This is a genomic window from Candidatus Cryosericum septentrionale (assembly GCF_003570995.1).
GTDB lineage: Bacteria > Caldisericota > Caldisericia > Cryosericales > Cryosericaceae > Cryosericum > Cryosericum septentrionale.
The window spans coordinates 16,936-39,871 of the sequence record NZ_QXIY01000035.1 but is presented as its reverse complement, the minus strand read 5'-3'; the positions used below and the strand labels follow the sequence as shown (position 1 = coordinate 39,871).

At 59.8% G+C, this 22,936-nt stretch carries 22 protein-coding genes; 8 read left to right on the top strand and 14 right to left on the bottom strand.

Annotated elements, in window-relative coordinates; all coding sequences use genetic code 11:
• Positions 1-14: 14 nt before the first annotated feature.
• On the bottom strand, positions 15-962 hold the full coding sequence (locus SMC1_RS08115; protein ID WP_207799366.1) for an AAA family ATPase: 948 nt from the start codon (positions 960-962) through the stop codon (positions 15-17).
• Positions 963-1,360: 398 nt separating this feature from the next.
• On the opposite strand from SMC1_RS08115, the gene SMC1_RS08110 reads away from it, so the two are divergent.
• The 6 genes from SMC1_RS08110 to SMC1_RS08090 all read left to right on the top strand — a co-directional run bounded on the left by SMC1_RS08110 (position 1,361) and on the right by SMC1_RS08090 (position 5,898).
• Positions 1,361-2,218: a sulfide/dihydroorotate dehydrogenase-like FAD/NAD-binding protein gene (locus SMC1_RS08110; protein ID WP_119086280.1), complete on the top strand. Its 858-nt coding sequence runs from the start codon at positions 1,361-1,363 to the stop codon at positions 2,216-2,218.
• Positions 2,215-3,642 (top strand): NADPH-dependent glutamate synthase, encoded by a 1,428-nt coding sequence (gene gltA / locus SMC1_RS08105; protein ID WP_119086279.1) that lies wholly within the window; start codon positions 2,215-2,217, stop codon positions 3,640-3,642. Before SMC1_RS08110 ends, gltA begins: the two co-directional genes overlap by 4 nt.
• A 61-nt stretch (positions 3,643-3,703) precedes the next feature.
• Entirely contained in the window at positions 3,704-4,123 is a 420-nt protein-coding gene (locus SMC1_RS08100) for a hypothetical protein (RefSeq protein ID WP_126855197.1), read from the top strand.
• A 48-nt stretch (positions 4,124-4,171) separates the two neighbouring features.
• Positions 4,172-4,297, top strand: a complete 126-nt coding sequence (locus SMC1_RS11135) for a hypothetical protein (protein WP_279386572.1) — start codon at positions 4,172-4,174, stop codon at positions 4,295-4,297.
• A 215-nt stretch (positions 4,298-4,512) separates the two neighbouring features.
• Entirely contained in the window at positions 4,513-5,220 is a 708-nt protein-coding gene (locus SMC1_RS08095) for a class I SAM-dependent methyltransferase (protein WP_165849352.1), read from the top strand.
• A gap of 18 nt (positions 5,221-5,238) precedes the next feature.
• Positions 5,239-5,898 (top strand): CBS domain-containing protein, encoded by a 660-nt coding sequence (locus SMC1_RS08090; protein ID WP_119086276.1) that lies wholly within the window; start codon positions 5,239-5,241, stop codon positions 5,896-5,898.
• Positions 5,899-6,402: 504 nt separating this feature from the next.
• Here the strand turns inward: SMC1_RS08090 and SMC1_RS08085 are convergent.
• The 3 genes from SMC1_RS08085 to SMC1_RS08075 all read right to left on the bottom strand — a co-directional run bounded on the left by SMC1_RS08085 (position 6,403) and on the right by SMC1_RS08075 (position 7,862).
• Complete coding sequence (locus SMC1_RS08085) at positions 6,403-6,720, bottom strand: hypothetical protein (RefSeq protein WP_119086275.1); 318 nt, start codon at positions 6,718-6,720, stop codon at positions 6,403-6,405.
• Between the two features lie 45 nt (positions 6,721-6,765).
• Complete coding sequence (locus tag SMC1_RS08080) at positions 6,766-7,080, bottom strand: hypothetical protein (RefSeq protein ID WP_119086274.1); 315 nt, start codon at positions 7,078-7,080, stop codon at positions 6,766-6,768.
• A 332-nt stretch (positions 7,081-7,412) separates the two neighbouring features.
• On the bottom strand, positions 7,413-7,862 hold the full coding sequence (locus SMC1_RS08075; protein WP_119086273.1) for a hypothetical protein: 450 nt from the start codon (positions 7,860-7,862) through the stop codon (positions 7,413-7,415).
• On the opposite strand from SMC1_RS08075, the gene SMC1_RS08070 reads away from it, so the two are divergent.
• Positions 7,843-8,127, top strand: coding sequence for a hypothetical protein (locus SMC1_RS08070; protein ID WP_126855196.1), 285 nt, complete (start codon positions 7,843-7,845; stop codon positions 8,125-8,127). The genes SMC1_RS08075 and SMC1_RS08070 overlap by 20 nt on opposite strands.
• 3 nt (positions 8,128-8,130) lie before the next feature.
• On the opposite strand, the gene SMC1_RS08065 is transcribed toward SMC1_RS08070, so the two are convergent.
• From SMC1_RS08065 to SMC1_RS08055, 3 genes are read right to left on the bottom strand one after another with little or no spacing between them, the layout of a single operon-like run.
• Positions 8,131-9,012, bottom strand: a complete 882-nt coding sequence (locus tag SMC1_RS08065) for a fumarylacetoacetate hydrolase family protein (protein WP_119086271.1) — start codon at positions 9,010-9,012, stop codon at positions 8,131-8,133.
• A gap of 15 nt (positions 9,013-9,027) precedes the next feature.
• Positions 9,028-10,149 (bottom strand): pyridoxal-phosphate dependent enzyme, encoded by a 1,122-nt coding sequence (locus tag SMC1_RS08060; RefSeq protein WP_119086270.1) that lies wholly within the window; start codon positions 10,147-10,149, stop codon positions 9,028-9,030.
• On the bottom strand, positions 10,146-10,865 hold the full coding sequence (locus SMC1_RS08055; protein WP_165849348.1) for an L-2-amino-thiazoline-4-carboxylic acid hydrolase: 720 nt from the start codon (positions 10,863-10,865) through the stop codon (positions 10,146-10,148). Before SMC1_RS08055 ends, SMC1_RS08060 begins: the two co-directional genes overlap by 4 nt.
• A gap of 116 nt (positions 10,866-10,981) precedes the next feature.
• Here SMC1_RS08055 and SMC1_RS08050 point away from each other — a divergent pair, with 116 nt between their 5' ends.
• Positions 10,982-11,716 carry a phosphatase PAP2 family protein gene (locus SMC1_RS08050; RefSeq protein WP_165849347.1) on the top strand — a complete coding sequence of 245 codons (735 nt, stop codon included), beginning with the start codon at positions 10,982-10,984 and terminating at the stop codon, positions 11,714-11,716.
• Here the strand turns inward: SMC1_RS08050 and SMC1_RS08045 are convergent.
• From SMC1_RS08045 to SMC1_RS08015, 7 genes are all read right to left on the bottom strand, one after another.
• A complete protein-coding gene (locus SMC1_RS08045; RefSeq protein ID WP_413814609.1) occupies positions 11,674-12,825 on the bottom strand; it encodes an MFS transporter in 1,152 nt (383 codons plus the stop codon). The genes SMC1_RS08050 and SMC1_RS08045 overlap by 43 nt on opposite strands.
• A gap of 121 nt (positions 12,826-12,946) precedes the next feature.
• The gene (gene eno, locus SMC1_RS08040; protein WP_119086266.1) at positions 12,947-14,233 is read right to left on the bottom strand and encodes a phosphopyruvate hydratase; all 1,287 of its coding nucleotides are present in this window, start codon (positions 14,231-14,233) and stop codon (positions 12,947-12,949) included.
• 82 nt (positions 14,234-14,315) lie between these two features.
• Positions 14,316-14,753, bottom strand: a complete 438-nt coding sequence (locus tag SMC1_RS08035) for a chromate resistance protein ChrB domain-containing protein (RefSeq protein ID WP_119086265.1) — start codon at positions 14,751-14,753, stop codon at positions 14,316-14,318.
• Positions 14,754-14,807: 54 nt separating this feature from the next.
• Positions 14,808-15,713 (bottom strand): DMT family transporter, encoded by a 906-nt coding sequence (locus SMC1_RS08030; RefSeq protein WP_126855194.1) that lies wholly within the window; start codon positions 15,711-15,713, stop codon positions 14,808-14,810.
• A complete protein-coding gene (locus tag SMC1_RS08025) occupies positions 15,710-16,621 on the bottom strand; it encodes a DMT family transporter (RefSeq protein WP_119086263.1) in 912 nt (303 codons plus the stop codon). The genes SMC1_RS08030 and SMC1_RS08025 overlap by 4 nt, the downstream gene beginning before the upstream one ends.
• A gap of 118 nt (positions 16,622-16,739) precedes the next feature.
• Positions 16,740-19,613 carry a UPF0182 family protein gene (locus SMC1_RS08020; protein WP_119086262.1) on the bottom strand — a complete coding sequence of 958 codons (2,874 nt, stop codon included), beginning with the start codon at positions 19,611-19,613 and terminating at the stop codon, positions 16,740-16,742.
• A gap of 272 nt (positions 19,614-19,885) precedes the next feature.
• Complete coding sequence (locus tag SMC1_RS08015; RefSeq protein ID WP_119086261.1) at positions 19,886-22,927, bottom strand: stalk domain-containing protein; 3,042 nt, start codon at positions 22,925-22,927, stop codon at positions 19,886-19,888.
• Between the last annotated feature and the right edge of the window lie 9 nt (positions 22,928-22,936).

Sequence of the window (22,936 nt, the reverse complement as noted above, 5' to 3'; positions counted from 1 at the left end):
GCCGGAGACCCCCGTCACACAGGCGCCGGCACCTGCTCAAAGATGCGGTCGATATCGGCGCGCGATGCCCCTTTTCGACTGCCGCGACGCAGGATACGGTGAGATGTCACGTAGGGAGCCATCGTCTTGACGTCGTCAGGGACGACGAACGTGCGTCCCTGAAGCAGCGCCCATGCGCGAACTGCCTTGAGCAGATCGATCGCGCCCCGGGGGCTGACGCCGACCTCGAACAGCGTCTCGGAGCGGGTCGCGCGCGCAAACGCGAGGACGTAGTCCAGCATCGCCGGCGCCACCGTCACTTCGTCGACCGCAGCCTGTGCGTCCAGCACCTGTTGGACCGAGGCTACCGGCTGCAGATTGATGGAATGCTGCCGTACAGGGCGTTCGGTCAGGATCCTGCGTTCCGCCTCGACGTCCGGGTATCCAATGCCCATGCACAGCTGGAAGCGGTCCAGCTCGCTCTCAGGAAGAGGATAGGTGCCCGCATACTCGATGGGATTCTGCGTGGCGATGACGAAGAACGGGTCCGGCAACTCCCATGTCGTCCCGTCGATGGTGATGCGTCGATCGTTCATGGCCTCGAGAAGCGCGGACTGGGTCTTGGGGCTGGCCCTGTTGATCTCATCGGCCATGACGACGTTCGCAAAGATCGGGCCGCGTCGGAACCGGAACTGCCCGGTAGCAGCCTCATAGATGTTGACGCCGAGGATATCGGCGGGCAGAAGGTCGGACGTGAACTGGATGCGGCTGTAGGAAGCGCCGATGGATTGCCCCAGCGCCTGTGCAAGCGTCGACTTTCCGACGCCCGGCACGTCTTGCAGGAGCAGGTGTCCACCTGCGATCATGGGAACCAGGGCCAACAAGACCTGCTCATGCTTGCCCCGCACCACGGTCTCGACGCTGGCCGCTATGGCGGTCACCGTATCCGTCGCTGCCTGCAGTCTGTCTGTTTTCTCGCTCACGTCCGCTCCTCTCTAGACTAGGTTATACGACAATTGGGAAAGAACTGCAAACCTGTGAACAGCCACGCCGTCCTGTCGGAGCAGCCGGCAGATGTCAGTCTTCATGAGAATTTTGGCGCCATCAAACCTTAACAGATTGTGATGAAGCCTATCACACGGCCTTGCTTGCATCAGATGTCGCACTACGTATGATTGTGCACGGTCACGGAAGGAAAGGCTGCGGCTTTCCCTCACCACCCAACCTTCCTCGGAGAGCGGACGGCTTCGGTTGTCTGCTCTCCAGTTCTTCCGCACGCACCCTCAGCTCCCGGCGTCTTCGCAGTAACTAGTCTGATGCCTCCCGCCTTTTCGGAATATACTGTAACGAAGTCATATACGACGAAAACCAAGAGGCATGCATGAATACGATCCGCAAAAGAGAAGAGCTCGGACGCAACGTCGTCAGATATGTCGTCGACGCACCACTCGTCGCAACGCACAGAAAACCCGGGCAGTTTGTCATCATCCGTGTGACGGACCACGGTGAGCGGATTCCACTGACGATTGCCGACGCAAACCCCGAGATGGGGACCATTTCGCTGATTGTCCAGTCCGTGGGCAAGACCACGCGTGAGATGGCCATGCTCAGACCCGGAAATGCCATCCACGACATCGTGGGCCCCTTGGGCAGACCGACGCATATCCAGCGGTTCGGAACCGTGCTATGCGTGGGCGGCGGTATCGGAATAGCCCCGCTCTACCCTATCGCGAAGGGCATGAAGGAAGCCCGCAACCGTGTCATCACAGTCCTCGGAGCCAGAGCGCACGACCTGCTCATCCTCGAAGACGACATGCGTAATGTCAGCGATGAGCTCATCGTCACGACCGACGACGGGTCATACGGCACCAAGGGACTCGTGACCGACGCGATTCGCTCTCTGATGAGCGACGGGACCCACATCGACCAGGCTGTCGTCATCGGTCCCCCTCTCATGATGAAGTTCACGTCTCTTCTCACTAAAGAACTCGGCATTCCCACGATGGCCTCCCTGAACCCCATCATGATCGACGGGACTGGATTGTGCGGCGGATGCCGTGTCACCGTGAGCGGCGAGATCAAGTTCGCCTGCGTGGACGGCCCGGAGTTCGATGCGCACGTAGTAGACTGGGACAGCATGATCCGCCGTCTCGGGACCTACCGCACAGCGGAGCAGGTTGCTGCTGACCGCTATGACCACGAGTGCCGCGTCGGTCTGGACGCCGGCGAGTCACGATGAACGCTGCCACTCGGTTCAAGCTGCCACCCGTCGTCATGCCCGAGCAGGACCCTGCCGAACGCGTCCACAACGTCCGCGAGGTGCCACTGGGGTTCACACCCGAGATGGCGTTGCAGGAAGCGCAGCGCTGCCTTCATTGCACCAACCAGCCTTGTGTCGAAGGGTGCCCCGTCGGCGTGCGCATTCCTGAGTTCATCCAGGCCATCGAGTCCGGCGACGAGCTCGCCGGGATAGGAATCATCAAGGGGACCAACCTGCTGCCAGCCGTCTGCGGGCGCGTCTGCCCCCAGGAAGACCAGTGCCAGAAGAACTGCACGGTAGGCAAGGCGCACCGGGACGTCGGGCAGGCTGTGCAGATCGGCAAACTGGAACGATTCCTGGCCGACTGGGAACGGGAGAACCACGCGGCAGTCATCCCTCAGATTCCACCCTCGAGCGGCAAGCGAGTAGCCGTCATCGGCAGCGGTCCCGCAGGACTCACCGTGGCCGGCGACCTCATCAAGCTGGGTCACGCCGTCACCGTGTTCGAAGCACTGCATATGCCGGGAGGCGTCCTGGGGTATGGCATCCCCGAGTTCCGCCTGCCAAAGGAGATCGTCTATCAAGAGGTTGCCTACCTGGCCAAGCTCGGCGTCGATTTCCAGTACAACACGGTCATCGGCAAGTCCATCACGGTCGACGAAGTGCGCAAGGACTACGACGCCATTTTCATCGGGAGTGGCGCCGGCCTTCCCAATTTCCTGCACATCCCAGGCGAGAGCCTGCTTGGCGTGTATTCCGCCAACGAGTACCTGACGCGCGCCAACCTCATGCACGCCTACGACGAGAACTCTGACACTCCCATCCTGCGTGGTAAGTCCGTGGCGGTCCTGGGCGGCGGCAATGTCGCCATGGACTCGGCCAGGACAGCACTGCGGCTGGGAGCTCTCAAGGTCATGGTCATCTATCGACGCTCGGAGGAGGAGATGCCCGCCCGCAAAGAAGAATATCATCATGCGATCCAGGAGGGAGTCGAGTTCCATTTTCTCCAGAACCCCGTGGAGATCCTCGGCAACCGTGAGGGATGGGTCACCGGCCTGACTGTGCAGAAGATGCAACTCGGGGAACCGGACGCATCCGGTCGCAGGCGTCCCTTGCCCATAGCCGGCCAGACCAGCAATGTCCCTGCGGACGTCATCGTCGTGGGTATCGGCAACAACCCCAACCCGCTTATCCCCGCCGCCCTCCCGGGTCTGCAGATGAACAGGCACGGGGGCATCATCACCGACGAAGACACCATGGAGACGTCGGTCCCGGGAGTCTTCGCTGGTGGCGACATCGTGCTGGGTGCTGCGACAGTCATCCTGGCCATGGGTCAGGGCCGCAAGGCCGCACGTGCCATCCACGCCTGGCTCACAGGAACCACCGAGAAGGCCAAGGACTAGACCAGACTTACGGATGGACAAACTGCGACGATTCATGAAGGAGAACTGGTGGAGATACCTGATGAACCTCGTTCTCGCCGGCGGTGTCTACTGGTCCTCGACCTGGTACGTCATGACCAACCACGCCACCGCCAACGTCCGCACCCTCCAGACTGCCTTCGATCGTTGGGTCCCGGTCATCCCACAGTTCATTATCCCGTACAACTGGCTGGAACCCGTCCTCTACTTCTGTCTCCTGTTCTTCTTCGTTGTTCATCCGAAGATCTTTACAGCATTCGGCGTCGCCTTCATCGCCATCCAGGCCATCAGCAACAGCGTCTACATCGTGTTCCAGACGTACGTACCCCGTCCCACCAACCTGGTCGCTGGTAGCAGCAGATACGTCGACGCTCTGCTGGCGAAGTATGCCAGTGACAACCCCTACAACTGCTTCCCATCATTGCACTGCGGCCTGTCTGCTCTTGCCGCAAGCTTCTGGTAGGTCAAGAGGCGCTACCGTCCCGTCGCCTGGCTGATGACGGCTTTTTCCGTGGTCACGGTCATCGCCACCCAGGTCCTCAAGCAGCATGTTATCGCGGACGCAGTCGGCAGTCTGCTGGCGGTCGCGCTGTATCTCGTCGCGTACCACATCTTCAACCTGAAGACGGAAGCTTGAACCTCAGGTTTCCTTTGGCAATACGGTCCGGCGATGAACACGTCGTCGGGCCGTCAGTCTGCTCTGCAGGCTAGTTCCTCGCCAGCTCCAGCGGTGTTCTGAGAACCGTGTCGCCTGGCAGCCTCCTCCGGTCAAGCGATCTATGATAGCTCCACTTGCATTCCTGCGTGTCTCGCAGACAATGAATGAAGAGGTTGTTCTCCAGGAGGCGCCACATGGCAGACGAAGCATTGTTCGACAGTAGGGCTGACACTTACGATACCTGGTACATGACACCCCTGGGCGCCTATGAAGATGAGCTCGAAAGCGCTCTGATCTTCAAGCATGTGGGTGTCGTGCGGGGCAAGACCGTCCTGGACGTGGGATGTGGCACCGGACTGTACAGTATCCGGTTGTCCGAAGGCGGCGCCGACGTCACTGCCGTAGACATCTCCTCGAAGATGATCGAGGTAGCTCGCCGCAAGGCCCAGGACCGCGGCCAGTACATCTGGTATGATCAGGCCGACATGGCGAAGCTCCCCTACGAAAACAGGACCTTCGACATGGTCGTGTCGATTACCGCGCTCGAGTTTGCCACGGACCCGCTGCTGGCCCTCATGGAAATGGCCCGGGTACTACGACCGGGTGGCAAGCTGGTCGTCGGCGTCCTCAACAACGATTCTCCATGGGCCAACGCTCGCCGTGAACACGCCAAGCGCGAGGAGTCCATCTACGGGGCAGCGCATTTCTTCTCGTCGTCCGACCTGCGCTTGCTGTTCCACCGCACGGGCACTTTTGGCGCCCTGACGATGGAAAGCTGCATCCACACACTTCCTGACGAGGACACATTCCAGGACAGCACCGCCTCGAGGCAAGAGTCCTTCGGCCGTATGTTCAGGCCGCTGACCGGTGCGTTCCTGGTCGGCACGGCGCGCAAGCGCTAAGGTCCCGGACAGAAGCCGATGCTTGTTCGTGAATGCATGACGTACGACCTCGTGACGATCGAGCCCGAAGCACGGTTGTCCGACGCTCTCAACATGATGCGCGCGCGCAACGTCCACCGTCTTCCTGTCGTCGAAGACAACCTCTTGATCGGCATCGTCTCCGAGAAGGACCTGCTGTATGCGCTGCCCTCCGTGGACCGACCCATCAGCTGGGTGGAAGCCAGCGCCCAAGCCGCTGCCCTGCCTGTACGCCAAGTCATGCAGCAGGACGTTGTCACAGTCTGCCCTGACTGTCCCATCGAGATGGCTGCTGCGACCATGGCTGACCACAACGTCGACGCATTGCCCGTCGTGAGCTCTCCGGAGTCGCATGCGCTTGTCGGGATCATCACCGAAACGGACATCTTCAAGTTGTTCGTCGAAATGCTCGGTTCACGCGCACCGGGTGTCCGCGCATCTCTTGAGATAGACAACCGCAAGGGGGCTCTCGCCTCGCTGTTCAACCGCATCGTCGAAGCGGGCGGGCTCGTCACGACCGTGTCGTCGTTCCCTGCAGCATCGCCCAAGCGCATCCGCATCATCCTCAAGGTGGCAGATGTGGACCAGGACACGATGCGCAGTCTCCTCAAGCTCGAGGAGACAGTGATCGACCTGCGCGAAATCCAGGGAGCTCGCTAGACCAGCTCTTCATCGCAGTACGGCGGAAAGGCCGGCAGGTTCCGCTCGTCGCCTTTGGCCTGTCACACCAGCTGGATCGCTTTCGAGATCGTCAGCCCCCCTCGGTCACCAGGTCCGTCCCAGGTATTGAACCCATAATCGTCTCTTATGGGTTTTGTCATTTTCACAACTGATTGCGTTTTCAAAACTGAAGTCTTAGGATTTATGCGGGTCCGTTCAGGATCAATTGATAAAGTCTGGAGGAATTTCTCCCTCCAGACAAATAGAATGTTCTCTTAGACCAAGTTCCTTAAACTTTTCCATTTGCATGCTGCTTAGCCCAATGTCCTTTGTACTAATCAATGTCCTTTGTACTAATCAATGTCCTTTGTACTAATCAATGTCCTTTGTACTAATATAAGAAGTGGTACAACTATTGAGGGCAGGTCATGGCGGTGCACTAAACTTCTTCACGAAAGAAAAGGACTAAACCACGAAGGTCCGTGAGAACCTGCGTATCAGCTACTAATGCTTGGCGAAGAAGTAATCAGCATCATTCTTTGCCAGCTCGCTAGTCTCTGGGTCCGTAGTCACGTTGGCTAACGCCTGCAAAGTCCTGGCGGTAGCTAGCTCATCGCCTTTGTGTGCCTTAAGCGCGTTGGCTCGCCTCACTTCAGCCGGTTCGTCCTTGTGCCAGTTCATTTCCACATTATGCTGGTACCACTTTTCACTTTCAGGCGTTTTGCCGAGTTTCCCTTTATCTTTGGTGTAGTAGGAGGTACCTTTTACCACGGTGCCGTCTTTGCGTACATAAGCTTTACGGGTTACTTTGATTTGAGCCATTTCTTTCTATCCTCCTTTGCTGATAACGAATGACTTAGTAAATTCTTACCAAGTGCTTATCCCATCGGGGCTTGTTCGTTTTTCGATCTCCTGGGCGTAGACAGGCATGCTTTCGCGAACAACTCCGGAAAATGACGCTGTGGGGCTTATTGCCGTTCTCTTAGAACCATCCGCAGAAGCGCCCAATTGCCAGAATAAACCGGGAAGCAGGCTGCCGCCGACAATCCAGCCTGCACCTGCTATTAGCATGAAGATCTCGATGAGGTAATTGCGCGAAAAAGTCACGATGACGATGCCAAATGGGATAGCAATTATTCCGGCTATTATACCGTTAATCAGAGGCAATCCGAATGCCAGCATTGGGCTATTCCCTCTCGCACAACCATCGCCTCCTTTCTGAGGGCTAGATTTGTTCCTCTTCTACTAATAGCTTAATCCATTTTTCTTGCAACAGGCTTTTTGCTCCTCTGTAACTTGCAATCCTTTTCAGCAGGTTAATTTTCCTCTATATATTGGACTCTGAACCTCGAAGAGTTTTCCACAGTTTTGAGAGAATTTCGAAGCAATGTACAACCATACTTTCATTGCAGATTTTCCTGAGGTTTTTGTGAAGAATAAATAGGGGGGTACATGCAACAATACTCCCTTTTCATTATAAGCCTTTGTAATGCAGTCATAATTGCAAAAGTATATTAAGATAAACAAATCCTCCACTTCCCATCACAGATTGTTGTAACCTGAACGTCTTTTGCAATGAAAGAAAGATTAATAAGCTCTGACCCAAAAGAAAGCTCTGGTTCTATCTTGACCTCTTTCGTTATATCTGTCACTTCAACTTCAAATGGAGGGACAACCGTCTCAGGGTCATAATCTGTTAGACAGTTGCTATTCTTTCCTATATTTCCTCTTGAATCAAATTTGAAAACAGCCAGTCCTATCGCAATGTAGCCTTTATCTAATGTCTCCTGAACTAATTGAAGGCCCTCGTCCCTACCAATGAGTTTTGCCCAGTCAGCGTTTCCTTTGGAATCAGATCTGTCTCCTGGCACAACCCTGATATAATGACCTGTGTGCTGGCAACAGCCGGCCAGCAATGATGGAGCGTGTTGGATGAGAAGACTCATGACAATCATGGCCTTCACAGGAGGCCTGCTGGGACTAGGCAACTACGTCTGGGACGGATGGACCATGGCATCCGGCGGGCGTAACCTCTATGTTCCCAGCAATATCGTGTCGGTGCTGCTGCTGGTTATCGCCGGTTCCGTGGCTGCGACCATGCTGCTGCGCGACCACGGCCGAATGATTGAAGAAGAACGCAAGGAGTACCGGGCAACACTTGCCCTTTCCATAGCCACACTGGCTATCCTGAGCTCCTGGATTCTGTTCCGCGCCGTCAGAGCCGCCTGACGCTTATTCGATCGTGTTTCTAAGGGTACCGATACCCTCGATCCGGCACTCGACGACATCACCGGGTTTGAGCCACCTGAACGGACGGAAGCCCATGCCGACACCCGCCGGCGTCCCTGTGCTGATGATGTCGCCCGGCATCAGGGTCAGACCTCTGCTGAAATCACTAACAATCTCCGTGATGCCAAAGATGAGGTCCGACGTGACAGCCTTCTGGCGCGACTCACCGTTGACGCTGCACCCGATGTCCAGAGCCGGCGGATACGCGATCTCGTCCGCGGTGACAATGACGGGGCCCATTGCGCACGTACCGTCCAGGCTCTTTCCCTTGAACCACTGGTCATGACTTTTCTGAAGGTCCCGCGCCGTGATGTCGTTAAGGATGGAGTAGCCGAAGATGTACTCGTGTACACTCCCAGGGTCGATGTCGTGGCCCGCCCTTCCGATGATGACGGCAAGCTCGGCCTCGTAGTCCAGCATACTCGTGACACCCGTGTGGACGGGAACGGACTCGGTTGAGCCGCGTACACGGTCGACCATCTTGGAGAAGTAGACAGGAGCAGCCGGAATGCCTGATGTGAGACCCCCAAGCGCGACAGCTTCAGCAACGTGGTCTCGATAGTTCTTGCCCAGGCAGATGATGTTGCGTCGTGGATGTGGGATGGGAGCGACGAGTCCGACATCTACCACGGGCAAGCCCGTGTCCGGTGAGACCGACACCGCCTGCAGTCGGGGACCCAGGTCCTTCCACTGTTCGATGAGCTCGATCATCGTCGCGGGGGCATCGATACCCAGCAGTTGATTGAGCGGCACGATCCTGGTGTGGTCCTGTGTAACGAGTCCCACCTGCTCACGACCCAGGTATGAGAATGTTGCTAATTGCATGAGGACCTCCTCCTGTCAGAAAGACTCCACGAGTTCGGCAATCTTGGCCGCCGCCTTCAACCCATGTCCGGTAAACGCTGTCACGATCGTCTCGTCCGGCGCTGCGATGCGGGCATACCTGCGCGCGCCCGCGATCACCGCGGCGGACGTCGGCTCGATAAACCAGCCTCCTCGGCAGCAATCCCGAAGACTTCCGACGATCTCCTGTTCAGAAACGGTCACGAACAATCCCTCGGTGGCACGCACCGCCGCCAGCACTTGCGAACCACGTGCCGGGGTCGCAATGGCGATGCCCTCAGCAGCCGTATGGCTCGCATGGATCTCGATGGGTTCATCCAGGCCGTCCGCGAACGCGCCTGCAAGAGGCGCACATGCCGCAGCCTGTACCGCGATGATGCGCGGCACGTGACTCACGATTCCCGCGCGCGCCAGCTCCGTGAACCCCAGGTACGCGCCCAGCAGCAGGGTCCCGTTGCCTGCGGGCAGGACCAGGGTATCGGGGGCTGTCCAGCCGAGCTGTTCGGCGACCTCATACGCAAACGTCTTGGTCCCCTGCAGAAACCACGGGCTGTACACGTGGCTGGCGTACACACACGTCGCAGCCGCCTCGAGCGCCGCACGCGCCGTGTCTTCACGCGTTCCGGGGACGCGGTGCAGCGTCGCCCCATACGCCTGGATCTGCGCCGTCTTGGCGGGGGGAGTATCCTCGGGTACGTAGATGTCGCAGGCGATGCCCGCGCGAGCAGCATAAGCGGCCACCGCGCACCCTGCGTTCCCTGAGGAGTCCTCGACGACCTGCTCGACCCCCAGCTCGCGCAGGTGAGTCATAAGCACTGCCGCGCCCCGGTCCTTGTAGGAACCGGTGGGGAACAGCTGTTCCTGCTTGACGAGAAGCTGCCGGCCGTCGAAAGTCACCGGAAGGAGGGGCGTCCAGCCCTCTCCCATCGTCACGACGTCATCACCGACTGGCAGTGCCTCGCGATAACGCCACTGATCATGCGGTCGGCCGGCCGTCATGCCGGGCCGGAAGGACGGCTCGAACCACAGGTCCAGCATTCCTCCACACTCACAGCGCAGGCATCTCCTATCATCGTCGTAGTCCCGGCCGCACCGGGCACAGCATAGGACATACCTCATCGTTCCTCCGGAAGCACGTCGAAATCGGTACCGGCATCCCCGGCCAGGACATCTGCCATGGCGATGCAAAATCGTGCGGAAAAGGTCTCCAGCGCCGCCTGCGAGGCAGCGACACCGGCAGTACCCAGCTCCCGCTGCAGCACTGCGCTCATCGTCGCATAGAGATGCGCTGTGTGGTAACTCCACGGAAGAATCCGCTTCTCCTGAGCCCGCTGTGCCTCTTCGTGGACCAGGGTCCCCTCGAACGCTCCGTGGTAGACGAGCTGACACATCCAGCTTCCGTTCGTCCTGGTCCCCTTCACGTCGATGACCAGGTCGGGGTTGAACCCACGCACAACAGCCTTGTCGATCTCCTGGCAGTAGTACTTGCCGTAGTCAGTGAGTCCTTCCTGCTGCCACGTCGTGGCCCAGCAGCAGCGGCGCACCTGAGCCCGGAGGTCTCCTCCCCACGGCAGACCGGTCTGCTGTATCTCGCCGGCAGGGACCTCCCACTCGCGATACGACAGATAGCTCGCCATGGAAAGGGGTTGTCCATCCTGTTGTGCCCGCAACGCCATGCGATGGCCGCGCTGTTCGCCATACAGTCGAACGGCCGCGCGTATGACAGGCGCAGCCTCCTCCTCGCCAATACGCACGATCGCCTCCCGGGCGATCCATGCGAACAGCAGCGCATGGTGTTCGGCAGTAAAGGCTTCTCTGGTCTTCACGTCGCGCACTCGTACCTCCTGGAGTCCTCCGGAAATGGGCTCCTGCCTCTGAAGTGTATCGGGACAACCCCTTCAGGCAAGCCCGGACATGCATGTTTTCGCGTCTATTCTGCTATCATGTCTGCATGAGAAAACAGGCCTCGTTCATCGCGAACCGCGCCCATCAGTGGCTAGAGAACCCATGGCCGTTTGCGGTGCTTGTCGGTACAGCGCTGATCTATGTCGCCTTCCTTGCTTCGGGTCTCGCGGAGGAGATACTCGACAATGAGAGCATCGTCCGCGTAGACGGCTGGCTCGTGCACTGGTTGGCCGCGCACCGTACGCCGTTCGGCATAGGCTTCTTCGAAACAGTCTCGTTTGTGGGCAACTGGGAGGTGGCAACCCTGATGGTGGTTGCCGCAGTCATCTTCCTGTGGAACCGCAGACAACGGGCAGCCCTGACACTGGCGTTGGCCTGTGCCGGATCAGAACTGGTCGTCTACTTTGGCAAGGCTGGTTTTGGACGTCCACGTCCCCCGGCGATTCTCTCTGTCGTGACAGAGTTGGATGGCAGCTTCCCTTCAGGCCACGCGAACATCTCGGTAGCTCTCTACGCGCTGGGCTTCTACCTGCTGTTCCGTTCTGCGCGGTCACCGAGGCTCAAGAGACTGTGGCTGGCCCTGGCATTTCTCTTCCCTCTGTTAATCGGGTTCAGTCGCCTGTACCTCGGCGCGCACTACCTGTCGGACGTCCTCGCGGGATGGGGTATCGGGCTGTGGTGGTCCATTCTCGTCTTGGGCGTGCCCGGCTTTGTCCGTCGGCGGAGAGCCACGAAACGTCAGGCGGCAGACTTCACGTCGCGCCCAAACACCGCGAAGTAGATTGTGCCGGCAGCCCCGAAGGCGGCGGCAGTGAAGAAGTTGACACCCGGTCCCTTGTTCCACAACCACGCGGCACCAAACGCGGCGACCGAGACGATGATGTCGCGCAGGAGATAGTACGTGCCAAACGTCGACGCCTTGGCATTCTCCGGAGCAAGGTCCATGATCAGCGCCTTCCGCGTCGGTTCACCGTATTCCTTGAGCCCACGCAGCACAAAGGCGCCGCAAAGAGCAGGGAACGACCGGCTGAAGTACAGCACAACCGGGAATGCCGTAAAGAAGACGAAGGTCGTCAGTACAAATGGTTTCTTGCTGTTGCGGTCTGCCAGGATTGCGATGGGGATATAGACAAGCATCGCCGTCACCATCTCAATCGTGGTCAGGACGCCGAATTGCAGGGGCGTAATGCCGTTCCGGTCAACGGCCCAGAGGACGACGAACGCATAGGGAATCTGTTCGGCAAACCGGATGAGGATGTCCGAAATAAGCAGGTTGCGCAGGTCGGGCGTAATGAAGCGGATGGAATCCCTGAGGTGAACAGCACGGTCCTTCTTGCCTGCGTCCGGGTCTTCCTTGATGAAGAAGACCTCCAGCACGATGGCCACGGCCCCCAGCAAGAGGGCAACCCCGAACGAGATCTGGACACCCTTGATGCGTCCGAACACCTGGATGAGCGCGCCACCCACGAGTGGCCCCAGAGCCATGGGGATGCGCCGTGTCAGCGAGTGGAGGCTGACGCCCATTGTGCGCTTATCCTTTGGGACGGCCTTGCTCACCAGCGACATAATCGCAGGCAGGGAGATCGCCGTCCAGGAGATGAAGAAGACGGCGCCGATGAGAACCGCCCACCACGTGGGGACGAGAATGACAATCACATATCCCGCCATCGCGACGAGGTTGAACACGATGAGCGCCTTCTTGTAGCCCAGGAGATCGCTGAGGTATCCGCCGGGAAAGCTGTACAGTGCCGACAGCAGGTTGTCCATACCGTTCAGCGAGCCGACCGCCCACGTCGTGCCGCCGACGGCCATGAGATAGAGCGGCAGGAACCGCTCGGCCATCTTCTCGCCCATGCCCACCAGGACAACCATGGCAAGCAGGGCGATCATGCTGGAGTTCAGCGCAAAGAAGCTGCGGATGGTACCAGCAATGCGATGGCGCGGCACGCTGTCCTGATTCATTTCGTGGACAGGAGTCGTGCCGCGCCGTTCAGGTGCTCTTCCCCGCTACTTAAGGCCGTACGAACGCGGCGTGTCCGGCGTACGACGCCTGGTTGCCCAGCTCCTCCTCGATGCGCATGAGCTGATTGTACTTCTCGACACGTTCACCACGGCAGGGCGCGCCCGTCTTCAGGTGCCCGGTGCCCATGCCGACGGTGAGGTCGGCAATAAAGCTGTCGACCGTCTCGCCACTGCGGTGGGAGACCATAGCACCCCATCCGGCCTTGCGCGCCATCGTGATGGCCGCAATAGTCTCGGTCAGGGTACCAATCTGGTTCAGCTTGATGAGCACGGCGTTGGCCGCGTTCTCGTCGATGCCGCGCTGGATGCGTTCGACATTCGTGACAAACAGGTCGTCGCCGACGAGCTCGATCTTCTGCCCGATGGTCCGGTTCAGCAGCTTCCAGCCGTCCCAGTCGTCTTCGGCCAAGCCGTCCTCGAGGACGACAAGGGGATACTTCTCCACCCAGTCGGCATACATGGCGACCATTTCGGCGGAGGTCGCTTTGCGCCCCTCCGTGCGCAGGTTGTACAAGCCGTCTTCATAGAAGCCGCTGGAGGCTGGGTCGAGGGCAATGGCGATCTGCTCGCCCGGCTTGTACCCAGCTTTCTCGATGGCTTGGACGATCAGCTCAATGGCGTCGACGTTGCGCTTGAGCGCCGGCGCGAATCCACCCTCGTCACCGACGCCGGTGGTGTAGCCGGCAGTCTTGAGAACGCTCTGGAGCGTATGATACGTTTCGCTTGCCCAGCGCACAGCTTCCCGGAACGTGGGTGCGCCCACTGGGGCAATCATGAATTCCTGCAAGTCGGTTCCCTGCCAGTTGGCGTGGACGCCACCGTTCATGATGTTGAACATGGGGACGGGCAGTGTTGTCGCCGTGACGCCGCCGATGTACCGGTATAACGGAAGGTCGCAGGCCTGTGCTGCAACCCGTGCGGTTGCCAGGCTGACGCCCAGAATGGCGTTGGCGCCCAGTTTCGTCTTGTGCGGCGTGCCGTCCAGCTCGATCATTGCATGATCGATACTCGCCTGGTTAGTGGCATCTTTGCCCATGACAGCAGACGCAATCTCATTGTTCACATGCTCTACGGCCTTCAGGACACCTTTTCCGCCATAGCGGGCCTTGTCGCCGTCACGCAGTTCCAGTGCTTCATGAATCCCTGTCGACGCTCCAGATGGAACGCCCGCCCGTGCCATGATGCCGGATGCGAGGGTGACTTCCACTTCGACCGTCGGATTGCCGCGTGAATCAAGGATCTCTCGTGCATGGACACTCTTGATAGCTGTTGTCATTGTTGTTCCTCCTGGTACAGGATTGTGGACGCCACAGTATTGTTCAGCCAATCAGTGTTTCCAGTGTGAGTGATGTGTGAGTTTACGTGTTCTCGCGGGCGACCTTGAGCCGGAAGAACGCGTACAAGGCGTCATAGACGGCGAATTGAGCCTCCAGGTTGTCGGTGTCGTCCGGATACATCAGCGAGAATCCCTGCGCCAGCGCTTCGAGCCCCTTGGCGTATGGGTTCGTGTCCAGCTGATCCGTGTCCGCGGCGTTGACGACTTCGGCAAGCTGCAACAGCGCCTTATCCGTGAGATGATACTTCTCCATGATGGAGACAAAGCTGCAGTGACCGTCTTGATGACCCAGCTCGGCGCCTTCAATGTCGAACGGTGTCGCAACCTCGTCCTTGGCGAACTGATCCACGATGTCGGTCGCTACAAACACGAACTCCGCGTTATTGTCGACGAACCGGCTGATCAGCCATGGACACGCGACCCTGTCCACATGCACGTGTGCGCGCGTTACCCACTTCATATGAGCCTCCCGGATGACGAACTTCCTTCAGATATTACAGTTTGCCCAGAACGGTCAGTCGGTCAACTGGTCGGCTCGTTGTCTTCCATCGGTGCGCAGGCCCTCGCTTGCCACCAGCGCGATCGACGCTGCTGTCAGGACTAGTGCCACCGCCATCGACCACGTGAACGGACTGCGGAAGATGACCAGCGACAGCAGGGCTCCGGCCAGAGGACCCACGGCAAAGAAAGCTCCCGTGCGGGCCGCGCCCATGACCTTGAGCGAAAGGATGAACAGCACAAGGGAAACCCCATACGAGATGCAGCCGACGCCAAGGCCGGCCAGAAGGTTAGTCGGGGCAGGCAGGCCGCCTCTGGTCGCCCACGAGAGTCCCAGAGAGAAGAGCCCCGCCGCCAGTCCCTTGATACTGACCAAAATAAGCGGATCACAGCGGGACAGCCGAGCGGACACGTTGTTGTCGACGCCCCACCCAATGGCAGCACCCATGATCAGCAGCGGTCCGATCATGCTGGACCTCCCGCCCGTGGTGACCCCGGTGAGCAGGACACCGGTCATCGTCATCAGCGCGACCGCGCCCCATACCGCCCCCGAAACACGTTCCTTGAAGAACATCCATGCGATAAGCGCCGTGGTCACGCCCTCGAGGTTCAGGAGAAGCGATGCCGTGAACCCCGACGCCGCGCGCACGCCGAACATCAGGAGCACCGGCGCCATAATCCCGCCGATGGTGATCATCGCAATCACGTACGGCATGTCGGAGCGCCGGAGTGGTTCGCTCTGCAGTCCACGCGTCACCCCGAGCAGACGACCGACAGACACGGCCGCGAATGCACCAAGATAGAGGACACCCGCGAGTGCGATCGGATCCATGCCGGCGACGATGAGCTTTGACAATGGGGCACTGAGCCCGAACAGGACTCCTGCTCCCAGCGCCAGCGGGATACCACGGCGGACGTTCACCGCTCCACCGTCTCCCACACTAGTGAACACCACTCGTCGTCGCGCCCCACGACGAGGATGGCTGCCGCCGTCAGTCCGAGCGCAGCAACGACGACCCAGGTAACAGGCGTTCTAAACACCACGAGCGACAGCAGGGCGCCAGCTAGGGGCCCGACGCCTGCGAAAGCGGCTGTTCGTGCCGCGCCCATGGTCCGCAGGGACATGAAGTAGAGCAGCAGGCCTGCTCCGTTGCACACGGATCCCAACAGCATTCCCAACAGGAGATCGCGCACCGGGGGCAGGCCACCCACGCGGAAAGCAGCCACCAGCGTGAGTGTCAATGCCGCAGGCAGGCACTCCAAGAGCGTGACCATCAGCGGATCACGCGACGAGAGCGTCGTCACGACATTTGTCTCGATCCCCCATGCGACACAGGAGCCGAGAATGAGCATTGCTCCCACGACAGGCGCTGACCCTGCACTTCCCGTACCGGTGACAAGAATGCCGGTGACCGTCATGCACAGGACAGCAAGCCAGATCGATGGAGAGACGCGCTCGCCAAAGAATGCCAGTGCAATGAGCGCCGTTGCGACAGCCTCCATGTTGAGCATGAGCGAAGCAGCAAATCCACTGGAAATACGGATCCCATACATGAGGAGGACAGGTGCCGCGATCGTCCCGGTCAGCACTGCTACCGCGAGACGTGGAACATCCCGGCGCGTGACGGGCACATATTGCCCTCGTCTGCCAAATCCCAGCAGCAGCGCCAGTGCAGCGATGAACGTCGGACCGGTAAACAGCGCTCCTGCGAGGGCTACGGGGTCCATCCGGGAGACCAGCAGCTTTGAAAGAGGAGCTCTTGCTCCCAGCAGCGTACCGGCGCACAATGCCAGAGGAATTCCACGCCGTACGTCAGGTTGTCGCATCATGTCCAGTTCTCCACCAAAGACACCGGGATTTTGGAGGAGAGCCGGTGCCTTTTGTCCAGTATATGCAAAAAGGGCCACAGCGCGCGCTGTGGCCCGCCTGCACACTCCGGGGTTGGTGTTATGGCGTCGTCTTCAGGGCGTCCAGTTTTGCCAGGACATCCTCGAGCGCCTTGAGTTCCTTTCCAGCATTCGCGAAGTCACCCGTCGCCGTGTACTGCTTGTAGCGGGTCATCGTGGCGACTGCCTCTGCGATGAGCGCTTTCTGTTCAGCAGTCACCATCCCGGGCGTGACATTCCCACCCGTCGTCCCCGTCCCTGGTGGTACGACCGGACCAGGTGTTACAACCGACCCAGGTTCGGTGGTCGCAGGGCCTACCCCGCCAATGTCCACCGGAGTTCCCAGGAGACTGCTCAGAGCCTGGTCCAGATTATCCCCCCATACCAGCTTGTCTTTGGTGGCCGCGACGATCTTCTTGATCTGCGGCATCTTGGAACTACTGGACTGCAGGTAGATGGGCTCAATATACAGCAGCGAACCGTCGACCGGCAGGATGAGCATGTTGCCCCGCAGGACCTGCGAACCCTGCTGGTTCCAGAGTGTCAACGTCTTGGAGATCTCCGTATCCTGATCGATGCGGGCTTCGACCTGGAATGGACCGTACACAACACGGTCCTTGCTGAACTTGATGACAGACACACGGTCGGGGCTGCCAATATCGGAACTGATTGCCATCAGCGCCACGAGGTTGTCCTTGCCGACGGGTGTGAACGGCGTGACCAGCGAAAACACAGGCCCCGTCGACCCCGGCAGCCTGAAGAAGATATAATAGGGCTCGATAGGGGTATCTGTTCCCAGGTAGCGTTCCTTCCCCACCGCCCACTGGTCTTCCTGTCCATAGAACACACGGGGGTCCGTCATGTGGTACTTCGAGAATACGCGGCTCTGCAACGCGCCCAGCCCGGATGGATACCGGTAGTGCTCCTTGACGAACGATGGAGCGTCGTCGAGCGACTTGAACAGCCCTGGGTAAACGCGGTCGATGGTAGCCGCAATGGGATCGGCTTTGTCGATGAGGTAGAAGATCGTCGTCCCGTCAAATGCGTTCACGGTGTACATGAAACTGTTGCGGATGTAGTTGACGACCTTGCCGTTCAACTCTGTGCCGGCATCGTAGTACTCGCTGTAGGGAAAGTACTGCGACGTCGTATACCCCTGGCCGAACCAGAAGAGCTTGCCCTCGGGGTCCACGACGATGTAGGGGTCACTGTCCACCTCGAGGAATGGCGCGATGTGCTTGATGCGTTCCTGGAGATTGCGGTAGACCATGATACGTGATTCGCTGCTGATCTGTCCCGATATCAGGATGTTGACATTCTGGTTGACGAAGGAGAAGGCGAGCCGGTTGATCAGCGACAAGCGGATGCCGCCGTTGCCCGTGTACTGGTACTGCTTGTTGGCATCGCCCTGCGGATAGTCAAATTCCGACGAGTTGCCCTTGACGATGGCAAACCCGCTCGTGCCTTCACCATAGTAGATGCGTGGCTCAGAAATATCGACAAACCCACCGCTGCTGACGGGGGGAATGTCCTTCACCGCATACACGGGCGCGCCTTCGGACGAGAAGTCGCTAACGCCATTTGCGACCACGCCGAACCCATGGGTGTAGACCAGGCGATCATTGACGAAACTGCGCGACGTGTCTGGCAACAGTGACTGGTCCAGTTCGCGCGCGGCGATCATGACCTCCTGCGACGTCCCGTTCAATGTGTAGCGGTCGATGTCAATGTCGTTGAACTTGTAGTAGCTGCGGATGGACTGCAGCTGCTCGTTGGTGTCGGCCAGCGCGCGCCAGTCCCACAGCCGCACGTTCTGAAGCACGTCCTTGTTGGCGATGACGGCACCTGTGGTCAAGGTCGTCTGCGTGCCGGGATCGGGGATCACGTTGACGGCCGACAGGCCGAAAGCGGTGTTGGTCGCCGCGATGTTGTTGGCCAGATAGGGCGTTTCGCGCGAGAGTTCGTTGGGCTTGACGACAAAGCGCTGATAGAGCGCTGGAATGCCGGACACAAGCAGAATATACGCGATGAGCGTGATGGCGCCCACCCAGCCGAGGAATCTCGGGTTTGCCAACCGTGGTTTGAACGAAGCCAGCAGGAATACGATACCACACAGCAGGACACCCACGGCCGTCACCTTGATGAGCGGGATGCGGACGACCTGATCTGCGTTGCTCACGCCGAACACGACGCCGTTGCTCTGGAACAGGAGTCCATACATCGAGATCCAGACTCCCACAGCCGCGATCAGCAGCAGGATGCCTGCAAAGAAGCTCAGGCGGTTACGCAGCCCACGGCGCAGTGCGGCGTCGCCCGGCACGGAACTCGCCATGAGGAAACTCGCGCCGATCACCGCCATACCACCTACGGCGATACCCGCAAGAATGCCCAGGAGCCCTCGCACGACAGGGTAGGTGAAGAAGTAAAAGCTGATGCTATGCCCGAAGATGGGGTCGGTGTACGCCGTCGAGGCCACCTGGCGTACCGCCGCCAGGAGCTGAAGACTGAGACCGCTTGCGCCCAGCCCGACGAAATTCGCAGCGACAAGAGCGATAACGATATGCGTCCATTTGAGGACCTGGGAGGTGTGGCGGGCGTCGTCCGCGTTCATCCCCGCAAACAGGCCGCGCGGAAGCCCGGTCACCGCCCACACCACGGCATAGGCCACGACGGCCCCCGCTAAATAGGCGGCGATTCTCGCCAGTGTCCTCGTCCAGAAGACCTGCCGGTAGCCGACCTCGGTGAAGAACAGGAAATCTGTGTAGATGCCTGCCAGCGCCGAGAACAGCAGCCCCGCGACTGCGACGAGCAGAAGCGCCACGCTGAGCCCCAGGGCCCAGCTGCCGAACTTGCTCCTGCGCACCCAGATGAAGATGGCGACAGCCACCAGCAGCAGTACGCCGAACGCCGATATCATTGCCGTCTGTCCAGTCATGATATGTCAACCTCCTGTTTCAAAGCAGAGCCACAACTCTGGAGCAAATCAACGTGCACGCAGCTGGAGCCGGTCAGGTTCCTGCCACCATTGGGAGAACACATGCATCACCCTCATGCCGTTGAGAGTGTGAGATACTCCTCATAACAGTTTATGCCGTTCACTGGCCGAGACAACGCAGACAGCGGACTCATGCGCATCGCGCCGCAGGGCCGGATATGAAAACGCCCCCATTCGCGGGGGCATCTTCATACCTGCAACCCATGGGAACCTCAGGGTTTGGGGTACGTGACGGTGATCGTCTGAGTCGAACCTTCCCATTGCACATCTGCACCCAGACTCTCGGCGACGAAGCGCAGAGGGAGCATCGTGCGACTATTCAGGATCTGAGGCACGACCTTTGAGTTTGTGCTGTCGACAGGCATCGATTTGCCATTCACCAATGCACTCGACTTCCCAATGATGAGCTTGAGTCTGGTCCCGTCAAGCAATATGGTCACCGTCTGGCTGGCAGCATCCCAGACGACGGTTCCACCAAGTGATTCGACGACTGCCCGGATCGGGACCAACGTGCGTCCCTCGACAATAACCGGCGGCGCATCCAGAACGATGCTGGAACTGCCGACTTTCATGGTCGGCAAGCCGACGCGAAGGACAAGAACCGTTCGGGCGTGTTCTGCGAGGACACGCACGGGAATGGAACGCGCCTTGCCCGCAAGTGCTTGCCTCCCCCCGTCTCCACCGAGTAACTGAAGCTCGTCGATGTCCAACTGCGTCGTTCCAGCCTCGAGCGCGCGGAACGTCAAAACAGCGATACTGCCGTTTCCGCTGATCGGCTGGGCGTCGCCCTTGAGTGTCAACGCGACGCGAACTTCGCCTGCGGTGCCGTGATTCTCGATGAACAACGTGTCGGTGCCCAGGAGGTCGCCCTTCGCGACACTCACGAACTGCAGCGCCTTGCCGTCATAGGTGACACGACACCCCGCTCCGTAGAGATTCTCCGCATCCCGTGCATCCAGCGGCACTTGCACCGTCGCTCCCATGAACGTCTCGAACGACACTCCGCCGACAACAACAGGGGGAGCAGTACGAATCACGACTTGGGCGTGGACGGTCGTGATACTCGCAGGGTCCAGCGCGCTGCGAACCTCAACATCCACGTCACCGACTGTCCCCGGCGTGAGGCCCACCGGGACCTGGACCGTCACCACCACCGTGCCTGTCGCTCCAGACAGCACCGTGACCCTCGCGGGACTGACCGAACTCGACCACCCGCTCCCGCCACGGACAATCGACTTCACCGTGAAGGTGTCTGTTCGAGCACTCCGATTGCGAAGACTCACCTGGAAGCGGGTCGTCGCTCCAGCGGAAACTGCGTGCTCCACAGTGTCCAGCCGGACGGTCACGGCGGTACCCTGCGGCGCCCCTGGCTGGCCATAGCTGAATTCGCGGATCACGTTATGGAAGCCGTCGGTCACATAGAGGGTGCCCTGCGCCGACCACGTCATCCTGCCCGGCAGATACCAGGACCTGGTCGTCGTCCAGGCGACCGATCCGTCCTGACGGAATGCGACGAAGCGCCCGTTCTCGGCGTCGCTTACCAGGATAAGACCGTCGGGCAGCAGCATTGCATCGTGAGGATAATACATCTGGCCGGCGCCACGACCGCCGCCCGCTGCTCCGAACACCCGGATGACGACCCCTGTGGAGCTGTAGCGAACCACCTGCTGAACTTCGGAAGACTCGCCCCAGAGGCACACGAGCAGGTCTCCGTTGGAAAGGACGGTCAGCCCGCCGGGCATACCGGCAGTTGCAAACCGGCCCAGTTCCGTGCCGTCGGCCGCCAGATGCACGACAGACCCGTCGCCCTGGTTGCAGGCCCACAGCGTCCCATCGCTTGCCGTCTCGAGATCGCCCGTGCCGTCAACCTTGCCGGCGGCAATGGTCCTGACATAGTTGCCGGCTTCATCATAGACAGCGATAAATCCTCCCCTGGCATCCTGCGCGGCGACGTAGACCAGTCCTGCACCGCTTGCGGCGACGGACTCCACCAGCTGCATCAAACGGGAGCCCGCGCTCATGACAGTGAACAGTTCGTTGCCGCTACGGTCCAGAACGTCCACGTATCCACGGTTCCACTCGATCGTCTGACCGTCGGCGGAGATGACGGGCGAGCTGCAGACTACCCACAGCTGACCCTTGCCGTCTACTGCAACGTCCTGAGGATTGTTGAGCCGTCCCCGGACGTCGATGGCATAGTCCTGCACAGCCACCACGCCACCACCAGGAGCGTACTCGACGAGCTTCGCGTGGTAGCCACTGCCGAAGGGATTGGTCGCGTCGCGGAAGAACCCGCTGTTCATGACGTAGACCATGCCGTCAGGCGCGACCGCGACACCGCCGGGACTGAGCACTTCGCCGTCCTGGATGTCGGTCATGTCGGCTGGGTACTGCCCAAGACTGCGCTCGTACTGGCCACCACTCGAGAAGACCTTGACGGCGGGGACCGGTAGTTGGCCCGTGCCGCGGTCCGCGACATAGATGTTGCCATGGGCGTCGACCGCGAGGTCGGCCGCACTCGTGATAAGGTTCTCCGCCTCTCCCGGGGCCGCAAAGACGCGCACGGCCTTCCTTCCACTCAACCGGTAGACGGCGCTGTCGCCACTGGAAACGACATAGGGGAAAAGACCCGCGGAGGTCATGCCGGCGGGACGGGAGATGCCTGTCACGGTTGTCACCCAGGTGCCTGTCGCCGTGAACTGCTCCAGGCGGTCGTTCAACTGGTCCGCGACCCAGATGCTGCCGTCCGGCGTCACCGCGATGCCGGCAGGGCCCTCGAACTGGCCGGCTCCCTTGCCTTCCTTGCCAAACTCCATCACGACCGAGCCGTCGTTGCCATACTTGACAACCTTGTTGCCAAAGAAGTCAGCGACATAGATGTTACCGGCACTGTCCACAGCAACATCGGCCGGGTACTGCAGCTGACCGCGCCCACTCCCCAACGACCCTATGACGCGCTTGTGGACAAGGTCAGCCGAGAGAACGTGGATGCGGCCGTACCCGGTGTCGCACACGACGACGTCCCCATTCGGCAGAACAGCCACGCCTTGCGATGGGAATGCCTGTGCCGATGGGTAATCCTTCTCGACGGTGTTGACACTCTCGATGGTCAGTGTCCCGACATAGTCAGAGGGCATCACGCCGATCGTGTCGACCTCGGTCAACGCGACAGCGCCCATCGCCGTTCCCGTGCCTGGCACCAGCAACGCTCCAAGAAGCGCAATCACGCACAGCAGGCCAATCGTTTTCTTCATTATCGTCTC